Source organism: Polynucleobacter wuianus, from assembly GCF_001659725.1.
Lineage (GTDB): Bacteria > Pseudomonadota > Gammaproteobacteria > Burkholderiales > Burkholderiaceae > Polynucleobacter > Polynucleobacter wuianus.
Window position 1 is genome coordinate 858,598 of record NZ_CP015922.1, and the last position, 12,636, is coordinate 871,233.

General features: G+C 46.3%; 12 protein-coding genes and 2 tRNA genes. 13 read left to right on the forward strand and 1 reads right to left on the reverse strand.

Features of this window, described 5'->3' with window-relative positions:
* Positions 1-13 precede the first annotated feature (13 nt).
* From A8O14_RS04535 to A8O14_RS04590, 12 genes are all read left to right on the forward strand, one after another.
* Positions 14-90: transfer RNA gene (locus A8O14_RS04535), tRNA-Val, on the forward strand.
* Positions 91-191: 101 nt separating this feature from the next.
* Positions 192-2,114, forward strand: a complete 1,923-nt coding sequence (gene thrS / locus A8O14_RS04540; protein WP_068948442.1) for a threonine--tRNA ligase — start codon at positions 192-194, stop codon at positions 2,112-2,114.
* Positions 2,115-2,147: 33 nt separating this feature from the next.
* Positions 2,148-2,681, forward strand: coding sequence for a translation initiation factor IF-3 (infC, locus tag A8O14_RS04545; protein WP_394371195.1), 534 nt, complete (start codon positions 2,148-2,150; stop codon positions 2,679-2,681).
* A gap of 139 nt (positions 2,682-2,820) precedes the next feature.
* Positions 2,821-3,018, forward strand: a complete 198-nt coding sequence (gene rpmI, locus A8O14_RS04550) for a 50S ribosomal protein L35 (protein ID WP_011902674.1) — start codon at positions 2,821-2,823, stop codon at positions 3,016-3,018.
* Positions 3,019-3,043: 25 nt separating this feature from the next.
* On the forward strand, positions 3,044-3,409 hold the full coding sequence (gene rplT, locus A8O14_RS04555) for a 50S ribosomal protein L20 (protein WP_068948443.1): 366 nt from the start codon (positions 3,044-3,046) through the stop codon (positions 3,407-3,409).
* 29 nt (positions 3,410-3,438) lie between these two features.
* A complete protein-coding gene (pheS, locus tag A8O14_RS04560; protein ID WP_068948444.1) occupies positions 3,439-4,485 on the forward strand; it encodes a phenylalanine--tRNA ligase subunit alpha in 1,047 nt (348 codons plus the stop codon).
* A gap of 23 nt (positions 4,486-4,508) precedes the next feature.
* Entirely contained in the window at positions 4,509-6,965 is a 2,457-nt protein-coding gene (gene pheT, locus A8O14_RS04565) for a phenylalanine--tRNA ligase subunit beta (RefSeq protein ID WP_068948445.1), read from the forward strand.
* A gap of 60 nt (positions 6,966-7,025) precedes the next feature.
* Positions 7,026-7,349 carry an integration host factor subunit alpha gene (locus A8O14_RS04570; protein ID WP_068948446.1) on the forward strand — a complete coding sequence of 108 codons (324 nt, stop codon included), beginning with the start codon at positions 7,026-7,028 and terminating at the stop codon, positions 7,347-7,349.
* The gene (locus A8O14_RS04575; RefSeq protein ID WP_068948447.1) at positions 7,327-7,677 is read left to right on the forward strand and encodes a MerR family transcriptional regulator; all 351 of its coding nucleotides are present in this window, start codon (positions 7,327-7,329) and stop codon (positions 7,675-7,677) included. The genes A8O14_RS04570 and A8O14_RS04575 overlap by 23 nt, the downstream gene beginning before the upstream one ends.
* Positions 7,678-7,702: 25 nt before the next feature.
* A tRNA-Pro gene (locus A8O14_RS04580) sits at positions 7,703-7,779 on the forward strand.
* A 28-nt stretch (positions 7,780-7,807) separates the two neighbouring features.
* On the forward strand, positions 7,808-8,227 hold the full coding sequence (locus A8O14_RS04585; protein WP_068948448.1) for a PaaI family thioesterase: 420 nt from the start codon (positions 7,808-7,810) through the stop codon (positions 8,225-8,227).
* Between the two features lie 202 nt (positions 8,228-8,429).
* The gene (locus A8O14_RS04590) at positions 8,430-8,714 is read left to right on the forward strand and encodes an H-NS histone family protein (protein ID WP_068948449.1); all 285 of its coding nucleotides are present in this window, start codon (positions 8,430-8,432) and stop codon (positions 8,712-8,714) included.
* Between the two features lie 55 nt (positions 8,715-8,769).
* Here A8O14_RS04590 and A8O14_RS04595 read toward each other — a convergent pair whose 3' ends face one another.
* On the reverse strand, positions 8,770-9,468 hold the full coding sequence (locus A8O14_RS04595; protein WP_068948450.1) for an excisionase family DNA-binding protein: 699 nt from the start codon (positions 9,466-9,468) through the stop codon (positions 8,770-8,772).
* A gap of 301 nt (positions 9,469-9,769) precedes the next feature.
* Between A8O14_RS04595 and A8O14_RS04600 the strand changes: the two genes are divergently transcribed.
* A complete protein-coding gene (locus tag A8O14_RS04600) occupies positions 9,770-12,625 on the forward strand; it encodes a 2-oxoglutarate dehydrogenase E1 component (RefSeq protein WP_068948451.1) in 2,856 nt (951 codons plus the stop codon).
* Positions 12,626-12,636 lie beyond the last annotated feature (11 nt).

Here is a 12,636-nt window from a genome sequence, read left to right on the forward strand (position 1 = left end):
TCTAGGGCTGTATAGGCTCGTAGCTCAGCTGGTTAGAGCACCACCTTGACATGGTGGGGGTCGTTGGTTCGAGTCCAATCGAGCCTACCAACGAATAATGACCCAAGATGCGCGGTTGGCCACAAGCTACCGCGCTTTCTTTTTAGGTTGATGTAGTTAAGCTGAGGTTCAGTTAATAAGATGGAGTTGTCATGCCAGTAGTTACTCTGCCCGATGGATCAAAACGTGAGTTTGATGCTCCCGTTCGTGTAGCGGATGTTGCCCAAAGCATCGGCAGCGGTCTTGCTAAAGCCGCACTTGGCGGCATCGTGGATGGCAAGATGGTTGATACCAGCTTTGTCATCGATCACGATAGTCAGCTCGCCATCATTACCGATAAGAGTCCTGAGGCGCTGGAAATTGTGCGCCACTCTACAGCGCACTTATTAGCATACGCAGTGAAAGAATTGTTTCCTGAAGCGCAGGTAACTATCGGTCCAGTAGTGGAAAATGGTTTTTACTATGACTTCTCTTATCACCGTCCATTCACGCCGGGTGACTTGGAGGCGCTTGAAAAGAAAATGACTGAGCTCGCTAAAAAAGATGAGCCAGTGGTACGAAGCGTTTTACCGCGTGATGAAGCAGTGAAATTCTTCAAAGATCAAGGCGAGCATTACAAAGCAGAAATCATTGCTAGCATCCCTCAAAATGAAGATGTATCGCTTTATGCAGAAGGCAAGTTCACTGACCTGTGCCGTGGGCCGCACGTACCGTCAACCGGTAAATTAAAAGTATTTAAGCTGATGAAGCTTGCTGGCGCTTATTGGCGTGGCGATAGTAAGAATGAGATGTTGCAGCGTATTTACGGTACTGCTTGGTTGCGCAAAGAAGATCAAGATGCGTATTTGCATATGCTCGAAGAGTCTGAAAAGCGCGACCACCGCCGTTTAGGTAAGCAGCTCGACTTATTCCATTTCCAAGAAGAGGCACCAGGCCTCATTTTCTGGCATCCAAAGGGTTGGTCCATTTGGCAAGAGGTTGAGCAATACATGCGTCGCGTGTATCAACAAGAAGGCTATCAAGAAGTTAAAGCGCCACAGATTTTGGATCGTGCACTCTGGGAAAAATCTGGTCACTGGGAAAACTATAAAGAAAACATGTTCACCACTGAGTCAGAGAATCGTGCTTATGCATTAAAGCCGATGAACTGTCCTGGCCATGTGCAAATTTATAACTCTGGTTTGCACAGCTATCGTGAATTGCCTTTGCGCTTTGGTGAGTTTGGTCAATGCCACCGCAACGAACCATCAGGTGCATTGCATGGCTTAATGCGTGTGCGTGGCTTTACACAAGATGATGGCCATATTTTCTGTACTGAAGATCAGATTCAGTCTGAGGTTGCCCAGTTTGATAAAGCAGTGCGCGCTGTGTACCAAGACTTTGGCTTTACTGAAGTGGCCGTTAAATTGGCTTTACGTCCCGCTAAGCGCGTTGGCGATGATGCGATTTGGGACAAAGCCGAAGAGGCGTTACGTGGTGCATTGAAGGCTTCTGGCCAAGAATGGGAAGAATTACCAGGAGAGGGTGCTTTTTACGGTCCAAAGATCGAATATCACCTTAAAGACTCTATTGGTCGCACATGGCAGTGTGGCACGATTCAGGTGGATTTCTCGATGCCAGCCCGTTTGGGAGCTGAATATGTGGCTGAAGACAACAGCCGCAAGACTCCAGTCATGCTCCACAGGGCAATTGTGGGCTCTTTAGAGCGTTTTATTGGCATTTTGATCGAAAATCACGCTGGAAACATGCCAGTTTGGCTTGCTCCAACCCAGGCCATAGTCCTTAATATCTCGGGAAATTCTGCTGCATATGCACAACAAGTGCAGCAAATGCTGAAAAAACAAGGGTTTAGAGTCGAATCGGATTTGCGGAACGAGAAAATTACGTATAAAATACGCGAGCACGCATTACAGAAGATCCCATTTTTGCTTGTTGTAGGGGATAAGGAATCAGAAAGTAATACGGTGGCCGTTCGTGCCCGTGGCGGAGTGGATTTGGGTGTAATGCCTATTGATGCCTTCGTTGCCCGACTCCAGCAGGATATATCCCAGAAAGTCGGACCCGAGCCTAGCTAGGGTTAGAACGGTTTTTATTGTTTTTTTAAAGGAATTAAGAAGATCGCTACTGAAAAATTGCAGCGCATTAACCGGGAAATTACTGCTCCTGAAGTGCGTTTGATTGGAATTGATGGAGAGCCCATCGGTGTAGTTAAGTTGAGTGAAGCCTTGGCTGCAGCAGAAGAGAAAGAGACCGACCTGGTTGAAATTGCTCCAACAGCTGTTCCACCTGTAGTCCGTATCATGGACTTTGGCAAATTCAAGTACCAAGAAGCGAAGCGGATGCATGAAGCTAAGCTAAAGCAAAAAGTGATTCAGGTGAAGGAAGTGAAATTCCGTCCTGGCACTGATGATGGTGACTACGGTGTAAAGCTACGCAATTTAATCCGCTTTTTGGAAGATGGCGATAAGACAAAGATTACGCTACGTTTTCGGGGTCGTGAAATGGCCCACCAAGAAATCGGAGCAAGAATGTTGGAACGTTTGAAATTGGACTTACAAGAGTTTGGCCAAGTTGAACAGTTTCCAAAAATGGAAGGCCGCCAGATGGTGATGGTATTGGCCCCCATTCGTAAGGCTAAGTAACTTGGTTCCACCTGGTTCTTATGTAGGGAGGCACCTGAGGTAATAACAAAGGGTGCTGGCAGTTTGAAGTGCTTCTGGGTACAGGAAGAGTGACCGTCGGTTACCACCTATGTTGCACAAGTAGAAGAAGGGGTGCTTTATGCCCAAGATGAAGAGCAAGAGTAGCGCTAAAAAGCGCTTCACGGTTCGCGCAGGCGGAACGATCAAACGAGGTCAGGCTTTCAAACGCCACATCCTCACCAAGAAGACCACAAAGAACAAGCGTCATTTGCGTGGTTCCACAGAAGTTGCGAAAGCTGACGTTAAGTCAATTCGCTCCATGCTTCCATACGCTTAACCTCAGACTAGATTAGGAGAATTCAATGCCAAGAGTCAAACGTGGGGTTACAGCAAGAGCCCGTCATAAGAAAATTACTGATGCCGCAACAGGTTACCGCGGTCGTCGTAAAAACGTATTCCGTATTGCTAAGCAAGCGGTTATGCGTGCTGGTCAATATGCATACCGTGACCGTCGCAACAAGAAACGTGTATTTCGCGCTTTGTGGATTGCCCGTATTAATGCGGCAGTGCGTGAGCACAACATGACCTATAGCGTATTCATGAATGGCATGAAGAAGGCCGCGATCGAACTCGATCGCAAAGTGCTTTCTGATATGGCCATTGCTGACAAAGCGGCTTTCGCTGCTTTGGTTACTCGGATTAAATCCGTAGTAAACGCTGCAGCTTAATTCTTAGTTTCTTAACAAACTAAGCTGCAATGGTTTCTCTCGACCAAATTGTCGAGGATGCCAAACGTGATTTCTCAAGGGCTCCCGATTCGGCGGCTCTTGAGGACGCGAAAGCCAGGTATCTCGGTAAATCAGGTGTTCTCACTGAGCGTTTAAAAGCGCTTGGTGGAATGTCGCCTGAGGAGCGTAAGACTGCTGGCGCCCAAATTAATCAAATCAAGACTCAAGTTGAAGCTGCATTACAAGAGCGTCGCCAAGCTTTGGCTGATGCTGTATTGCTACAGCGCTTGGCTGCTGAATCTATTGATGTGTCCCTACCAGGGCGCGGTCAAGCGGTTGGCAGTTTGCATCCGGTGATGCGTACTTGGGAGCGTGTCGAAGAGATCTTTCGCTCCATTGGTTTTGATGTGGCTGATGGCCCTGAAATTGAAACTGATTGGTTTAATTTCACCGCCCTCAATAGCCCAGAGAATCACCCCGCACGCTCAATGCAGGATACGTTTTATATCGACGGCAAAGACTCTTTAGAAAAGCCCTTGTTGTTGCGTACGCATACTAGCCCCATTCAGGTTCGTTATGCCAGTGAACATGTTAAGAAGTATGCAAACGCAGATGTAATGCCGCCAATCAAGGTGATTGCTCCAGGCAGAACGTATCGCGTTGATAGTGATGCTACCCATTCACCAATGTTCCATCAGGTAGAGGGTTTGTGGATTGCAGAGAGTATTTCATTTGCAGACCTCAAAGGTGTTTACACCGACTTCTTGAGAACTTTCTTTGAAACGAACGAATTGCAAGTGCGTTTCCGCCCATCCTATTTCCCATTCACTGAGCCATCTGCTGAGATTGATATGGCCTTTGGTGGTGGCAAACTTGCCGGCCGTTGGTTGGAGATCTCCGGAGCGGGGCAGGTTCATCCAAATGTATTGCGCAATATGGGTATTGATCCAGAACGCTATACCGGCTTTGCCTTTGGTTCCGGTTTAGAGCGCTTGACCATGTTGCGCTACGGTGTAGATGATCTACGCCTCTTCTTTGAAAACGATCTGCGCTTTTTGGCGCAATTCCCTGCATAACAACACTATCAATAGAAATCGCTATGCAATTTTCTGAATCTTGGCTCCGTCAGTATGTGAACTCATCACTTGATAGTGATGCATTAGGTCATGCGATGACAATGGCTGGTTTAGAAGTTGAAGAACAACACTCAGTAGCACCTGCATTTACCAAGATTGTGATTGCCCAGATTCTGTCTGCTGAGCAACATCCCGATGCCGATCGCTTACGCGTTTGTAAAGTCGATGCAGGTACTGGTCAAGAATTGCAAATTGTTTGTGGCGCACCTAATGCGCGTGCAGGCATCAAGATTCCTTGCGCTATGGTTGGCGCAGAATTACCTCCTGCAGAAGCAGGTGGTAAGCCATTCATGATCAAGGTGGGCAAGCTCCGGGGTGTTGAAAGCCAAGGGATGTTGTGCTCTGGTCGTGAGCTAGGCCTTGGTGATGACCACGAAGGCATCTTAGAGTTGCCTGCTGATGCTCCTATCGGTGAAGATATTCGCAAGTATCTAGACTTGGATGACCAAGTTTTTGTCATCAAGTTAACGCCAAATAAAGCGGACTGCTTATCTTTGATGGGAGTGGCTAGGGAAATCTCTGCTATTACTGGTGCAGCACTGTGTGCTCCTAAATGGAATACGCCAGTAGCATCGATTGATGACAAACGCAAAGTAAAGGTTGAGAACAAAGAACTTTGTGGACGTTTTGCGGGCCGCGTAATTCGTGGAGTCAATCCACAAGCTAAAACACCAGACTGGATCGTGCAGCGTTTATCACGCGCTGGACAAAGAAGTATTTCTGCCTTGGTGGATCTCTCTAATTACGTCATGTTAGAAATGGGACAACCAACCCATGTGTTTGATATTGATAAGTTAGAGGGCGATATCACTGTACGCTGGGCAAAAGCCGGTGAAACCCTCGAGCTTCTCAATGGGCAAACAGTGACACTGCTGGGTCCAGACTCTGCAGGAAAGATGCAAGAAGCCGGCGTTGTTGCCGATCAAAAAGGCCCAGTCGCATTAGCGGGAATCATGGGTGGTAATCATTGCGCTGTGAGCGATGACACCAAAAATATTTATGTAGAGGCTGCTTACTGGCTACCTTCAGCCATTCAGGGCCGCGCACGACGTTTTAATTTCAGTACAGACGCTGCGCACCGCTTTGAGCGCGGCGTAGATCCCCAAAATACAGTTCATTGCCTTGAGTATCTGACTGCACTCATTCTTGAGGTTTGCGGGGGCCAAGCTGGTCCTATAGATGATCAGGTACTGAACGTACCAGAGCGTAAGGTAGTCAAGATGCGCTTGGCTAGAGCAGAAAAAGTGATTGGCATTCCACTAACCAATGAAATTATTGCTGACGTGTTTAAGCGCCTTGGTTTTGAATTCAAGCAAGAGAGTGATGTATTTGTTGTTACTCCACCAAGCTATCGCTTTGATATCGAAATTGAAGAAGATTTAATTGAAGAAGTCGCACGTATGTACGGCTTTGAAAATATTCCTGATACGCCACCGGTAGCTTCCCTCAAAATGAGCGCTAAAGCAGAGGCAAGGCGTGGCATTCACTTGCTTCGTCAGCGTTTGGCTTTGCAGGGTTACCAAGAAGCCGTCAATTTTGGCTTTACTGATCTCGAAAGCGAACAGCGACTTGCTGGCGCCCAAGAACAAGACTTCATTAAAGTACTCAATCCGATTGCGAATCAGTACGGCGTAATGCGTAGCAATCTGTGGGGTGGATTGCTTGGTAATCTAAAGGCTAATTTAAACCGCGGAGCAGGGCGCGTACGCCTGTTTGAGACGGGTCGTGTATTTAAGCGTGACGCCAGTGTTCAAGAGGCGGATGGCAAAGTAGCTGGATTTCATCAGCCACAAAAGATTGGCGGTCTTGCTTATGGTTCCTTTGTGCCAGAACAGTGGGCAAATGCAACAAGACCCGTAGATTTCTTTGATGTGAAGGGGGATCTAGAGCGCGTCATAGATCCTTTGCATTTCATTACCGAATCTGCACAACATACTGCTTTGCATCCTGGCCGTAGCGCCAAGGTGTTTTTGATAGCAGGCAAGAATCGTATTGAAGTAGGTTGGATTGGTGAATTGCATCCAGGCTTGCAGCAAGCATATGAACTTCCTCAAGCCCCAGTCTTGTTTGAGTTGGATTTAGAGCCGATTCGCAATCTGGGTTTACCTGTTCCGGAAGAGTTGAGTAAGTTTCCTGCAGTACAACGCGATCTTGCAGTTGTTGTAAAGCAAAGCGTACCTGCACAATCATTACTAGATGCGATGGTAGCCACAAAACAAAATTTTGTGCGCACCATTGAGCTGTTTGATGAATTCAAGCCTAAGTTAGGCTCAAGCAGTATGGCTGATGATGAAAAGAGCTTGGCTTTCCGGGTGACCTTGTTAAATCCCCAGGAAACATTGCAGGATCCCCAAATTGATGCAGTTATGGCAGCATTATTGGGTGCATTAGAAAAAAATTGCGCGGCACGTCTGCGCTAGGTTTACTATTACAGCTACAACGAAAAATATCAAAAGACAGAGTTACAAAAGAGACTAACGATGAGCGAAATAATTACTAACGATACCGTTACCAAAAATGAACTTTCAGAGGCGCTCTTTGATCAAGTTGGTTTGAATAAACGCGAAGCCAAAGATATGATCGATGCTTTCTTTGATCGTATTGGACTGTCTCTTGAAGCTGGAACTGAAGTCAAAATTTCTGGTTTTGGCAATTTTCAGTTGCGCAATAAATCGGCTCGTCCTGGCCGAAATCCAAAGACAGGCCAAATGATTCCAATTGCTGCAAGACGTGTAGTGACGTTTCATGCAAGTCAAAAGCTGAAAGATGTAGTGGAGTCACATGCTCGAGAAAACCGAGTTTGATGAGAGCTCGGCACTTACGAGCTCTCAACTTCCCCCCATTCCTGCTAAGCGCTACTTCACTATTGGTGAGGTAGCCGATCTTTGTGGCGTGCGTTCACATGTCCTTCGCTATTGGGAACAAGAGTTCTCTCAGCTTAGTCCGCAGAAGCGTCGTGGCAATCGCCGCTACTATCAGCATCATGAAGTGGTGCTAATACGTAAAATCCGTGCGCTACTGTACGAAGAAGGATTTACCATCAGCGGCGCTAGAAATCGACTGGAGGAGGCGCGTGGAGAGCTCCGTTTGCGTGATGAACTGCAAGCGGTTCTGCAAATTCTGTCCAAATAGTTACTGATACAATTTTGTCTTTCGTCGGGGCGTAGCGCAGCCTGGTAGCGTACATGCATGGGGTGCATGTGGTCGGAGGTTCAAATCCTCTCGCCCCGACCATTTGTTTTAGTGTTTTAATTTATTCAATATGAATACTTCAAACCTGAACTCTCAAAAACACAATAGAACCCTGTACTTCGGTTTGGACATTCCATTTTTGGATCATCTAGGCGTAGTGCCTGAATTTGCTGAAGCTGGCAAAGTCAGAATTAGCTATACCGTAAAGCCAGAGCACACCAATAGCTTCCATGTAGCCCAAGGAGGAGTCATCATGACTCTCCTAGATTTTGCAATGGGTGCTGCAGCACGGACAGCCTCAAACCATCAATTAGGTGCCATTACGATCGATATGACCACCAGCTTTTTACGTCCCAGCACTGGCAAGATAGTGGTTCAGGGCACTTTATTGAAGTCTGGAAAGTCGATTAATTACTGCGAAGCCGTGGCGCTAAATGAGGCGGGTGAGATCACCGCTAAGGCCAGCGGTACATTTATCCTGAGGAGATAATTCTCTTAAAATATTAATAATAGTATTTATAGTGATTATGCGTATTTAATCATTATAAGCAATATAAACCCTTGATAAATAAAGGTTTATATTTGTAAATAATGAATATTAGGTTATTCAATGATTAATCTATATAATACTCAATTGAAATACATTAATTAATTGATATTTCTTATAACCTATTATTCGGAGAAACCAATAGATGTCTTCTTATAAAGAACTTTTAGCTCAGCGCGAGCAACTAGATAAACAGATTAAAGAAGCGATTGCCCGTGAAAAAGCTGACGGCATCGCCAAGGCCAAGCTCATTATTGAGCAGTACGACCTCAATGCTTCGGACTTATTTAGTCGTAAAGCAGGCGGTAAGAGTGCCGTTGGTAAGGTCGCCCCTAAGTATCGCAATCCATCAACTGGTGAAACTTGGACGGGTCGTGGTAAGGCTCCTAAGTGGATTGAGGGTAGAGATCGTAGCAACTACCTGATCTAGAGTCCTGAATTTAAGCTAAAAAGGCCGCATCTGCGGCCTTTTCTCATTTAGCCTATCAGGCGCACTTTCTTGAGAGGGCCTCCAAAAAGAGAGTTTCTAGAAGTTCATGGCGGTTGCCTTGAGCTAAAGCAGCATCTAAATCAGAGTTAGTTCCGGGATAGCCAATAATCATTGGATTGAGGTCGATGAGTCCATTTTCGAGCTCTTCTTTGATACTTTCGGTTAATTGGGGTCTATTCCCATTATTTTCGTCTGCCAAGGTCACAACACCGGGGTGGAGTTTGATAAAACCTTCATCTACCAGTATAGGTATATGCTGCGTGTCCTTGTTTTTACTCAAATAATGGATTAAATGGACTTGCTCTACAGGCGGTATGAGGGCATCCAAAAAAATCAGGTCTGGTGCTATCGATACAGCTTTCATGAGACCTTCTAGGCTATCTACGGCAACTTCCATTTCTACTTTAAGTTGCCAATCAGCAATGGACTGTAATAATTCATCGCTATTTTCACTTCTCCTGAAAATGCCCATTGCAATGCAGTTTTGGGTAGTTTTCTGACGCATGGCCCGTTTTCTGCGTTGAAGTTGCTGCTCGAGCGAGCTAGCCAATATTCGGCGATGCCCTCCACGGGTTTTCCAGGCGATTAGTTCGCCAAGTTCGACCATTTTTTGGACCGTCCCAAGGGAAACCTGCAAAACCTTGGCACTTTGTCTGGTACTGAGATATTCCATTTCTGGCGTAATTGCTTTCATATTTCCCCTTAATTTCATTAATTCACTTGAAGATTTAGAGAATAAAAATCAATTGGATTTGAATCTGTCCGTAAATATTGAAAGGTGAGTAGGAAAGTTCTTATTCAATTTCACCTCATAGGGAAATACCCCCAAATTCCAATAAATCAGGGAAAGCCCTTTATGTGACTATGGTCACTCGTGGTAAATTAATGGGGTAGTAACAGTATTTGCACAGATCAATTTGTCAAACGGTAGAGCCGTGTAGCAAATGGTTATAACCACAGTTTTTATTCGGGAAACCCGATGAAAGGTGAGCATCATGATGCAGGACCAAAGAGATAATTCCTATCTCTTCGGCGGAAACGCCCCATATGTAGAAGAACTCTACGAATCCTACTTGCACGATCCAGCTTCAGTAGCGGATCACTGGCGAGATTATTTTGATAACGTGAAACAAGTCCCAGCAGTCGATGGTTCGTCTCGAACTGACATTGCACACGGACCGATTGTTGCATCATTTGCTGAGCGTGCTAAGCAAGGCCCCATCAGAACGATTTCTGATTCGGCTGACTCAGAAATGGGGCGCAAGCGCGTTGCGGTTCAGCAGTTAATTGCGGCGTATCGTAACGTCGGCAATCGCTGGGCTAATATCGATCCTTTAAAGCGGACAGAGCGTCAGGACATTCCTGAGTTAGATCCAGCTTTCTACGGCTTTACCGATGGCGATATGGATATCGTCTTCAACACTAGCAATACATTCTTCGGTAAATCCGAAATGACTTTGCGCGATTTGTTGCAAGCATTGCGAGAAACATACTGCGGCACGATTGGCGCCGAGTTTATGTTTATTGCTGATCAAAAGATCAAGAAGTGGTGGCAAGAGAAGTTGGAGTCGATTCGCTCAACTCCACGATTCAATGTCGAAGAAAAGCGCCAGATTCTGGACCGCTTGACCGCTGCAGAAGGCCTAGAGCGTTATCTGCAGGCTAAATATGTAGGCCAGAAACGCTTCTCCCTAGAGGGTGGCGAGAGCTTCATTGCTTGTATGGACGAGTTAATTCGGGATGCAGGCAACAAAGGCGTACAAGAAATTGTGATTGGTATGGCCCACCGTGGTCGCCTGAATGTATTGGTAAACACTTTGGGCAAAATGCCAAAAGACTTATTTGCCGAGTTCGAGCACAAAGGTCCTGAGACATTACCTGCGGGCGACGTTAAATATCACCAAGGTTTCTCCAGTGATATTTCTACCCCAGGCGGCCCGGTTCACTTATCCCTGGCATTTAACCCATCCCACTTAGAAATCGTGAACCCAGTAGTGGAAGGTTCCGCGCGTGCTCGTATGGAGCGTCGTGGCGATATGTTGGGTGAACAAGTGATGCCAGTACTGGTACACGGTGATGCTGCGATTGCAGGTCAAGGTGTTATGCAAGAAACCTTAGCCATGTCAGAAGTGCGCGGTTATTCCACTGGTGGCACATTTCACATTGTGATTAATAACCAAATCGGTTTCACCACATCTGACCCACGCGATTTGCGATCTAGCTTGTACTGCACAGACATCATGAAGATTGTGGATGCACCTGTATTACATGTGAATGGCGATGATCCTGAGGCTGTTGTGTTGGCAACTAAGCTAGCACTTGAGTTCCGCATGAAGTTTCATAAAGATGTGGCGATTGATATCGTTTGTTTCCGAAAACTTGGTCATAACGAGCAAGATACGCCTGCAATGACTCAGCCTTTGATGTACAAAATCATTGCTGCCCATCCAGGCACACGTAAGGTCTATGCTGATAAGTTAGAAACTCAAGGCGCATTGCCTGCCGGTACTGGTGACCTCATGGTCAAAGAGTATCGCGCTGCGATGGATGAAGGCAAGCAAACCTCTGATCCAGTTCTGAGCAATTTCAAAGGCAAGTTTGCAGTAGATTGGTCTCCTTTCTTGAATAAGAAATGGACTGATGAAGCGGATACCGCTATTCCACTAACGGAGTGGAAGCGTTTGGCTGAAAAGATTTCGACTATTCCAGAAAACTTCAAAGCCCATCCATTGGTTGCTAAGGTTTACAACGATCGCGCAGCAATGGGTCGTGGTGAAGTCAATATCGACTGGGGTATGGGTGAGCACATGGCTTTTGCATCCCTAGTTGCAAGTGGTTATCCAGTGCGTTTGTCGGGCGAGGATAGTGGTCGCGGTACCTTCACTCACCGTCATGCAGTATTGCATGAGCAAAATCGTGAGAAGTGGGATACCGGTACTTACATCGCTCTTCAGCACGTTACTAAAGATCAAGCACCATTTGTGGTGATTGACTCAATTCTTTCTGAAGAAGCCGTGCTTGGCTTTGAATATGGCTACGCGGCTGCAGAGCCAAATACCCTGACGATCTGGGAAGCTCAGTTTGGCGACTTTGCCAACGGCGCTCAAGTCGTGATCGACCAGTTCATCGCCTCAGGTGAAGTGAAGTGGGGTCGAGCCAACGGTTTGGTCATGATGTTGCCGCATGGTTATGAAGGCCAAGGCCCAGAGCATTCCTCTGCACGTCTTGAGCGCTTTATGCAATTGTGCGCCGATACTAATATGCAAGTGATTCAGCCAACCACTGCATCACAGATCTTCCACGTATTGCGTCGTCAAATGATTCGTCAGTTCCGTAAACCGCTGATCTTGATGACACCAAAATCATTGCTGCGTAATAAAGAAGCCGCTTCACCTTTGTCTGAATTTACAAAGGGTGGCTTCCAAACAGTAATCGGCGAGCGTGATGAGGCTATCGATGCCAAGAAGGTAACTCGCTTGATTATGTGTTCAGGTAAGGTTTACTACGACTTAGTCAAGCAACGCACAGAGAAGAGGATTGATGATGCAGCGATTATTCGCTTAGAGCAGCTCTATCCATTCCCGCACAAAGCATTGACTGCTGAGTTGAAGAAATATCCAAAATTAGAAGAGGTTGTTTGGTGTCAAGATGAGCCACAAAACCAAGGTGCTTGGTTCTTCGTCCAACACAACATCTTGGAAAACATGTCTGACGGTATGAAATTAGCTTATGCAGGACGCCCTGCATCTGCTTCGCCTGCTTGTGGATATGCGCATCTTCACCAAGAACAGCAGAAGTCTCTTCTCAATGCGGCATTTGCCAAATTAAAAGGTTATGTGATCACGAAATAATCGTTTTCATT

Excerpts from the sequence above, each read along its gene's own strand:
- pheS (WP_068948444.1), top strand. The coding sequence starts at position 3,439 with ATGGTTTCTCTCGACCAAATTGTCGAGGATGCCAAACGTGATTTCTCA.
- rplT (WP_068948443.1), top strand. The coding sequence starts at position 3,044 with ATGCCAAGAGTCAAACGTGGGGTTACAGCAAGAGCCCGTCATAAGAAA.
- A8O14_RS04590 (WP_068948449.1), top strand. The coding sequence starts at position 8,430 with ATGTCTTCTTATAAAGAACTTTTAGCTCAGCGCGAGCAACTAGATAAA.
- A8O14_RS04585 (WP_068948448.1), top strand. The coding sequence starts at position 7,808 with ATGAATACTTCAAACCTGAACTCTCAAAAACACAATAGAACCCTGTAC.
- A8O14_RS04600 (WP_068948451.1), top strand. The coding sequence starts at position 9,770 with ATGATGCAGGACCAAAGAGATAATTCCTATCTCTTCGGCGGAAACGCC.
- A8O14_RS04595 (WP_068948450.1), bottom strand. The coding sequence starts at position 9,468 with ATGAAAGCAATTACGCCAGAAATGGAATATCTCAGTACCAGACAAAGT.
- pheT (WP_068948445.1), top strand. The coding sequence starts at position 4,509 with ATGCAATTTTCTGAATCTTGGCTCCGTCAGTATGTGAACTCATCACTT.
- A8O14_RS04570 (WP_068948446.1), top strand. The coding sequence starts at position 7,026 with ATGAGCGAAATAATTACTAACGATACCGTTACCAAAAATGAACTTTCA.
- rpmI (WP_011902674.1), top strand. The coding sequence starts at position 2,821 with ATGCCCAAGATGAAGAGCAAGAGTAGCGCTAAAAAGCGCTTCACGGTT.
- thrS (WP_068948442.1), top strand. The coding sequence starts at position 192 with ATGCCAGTAGTTACTCTGCCCGATGGATCAAAACGTGAGTTTGATGCT.
- A8O14_RS04575 (WP_068948447.1), top strand. The coding sequence starts at position 7,327 with ATGCTCGAGAAAACCGAGTTTGATGAGAGCTCGGCACTTACGAGCTCT.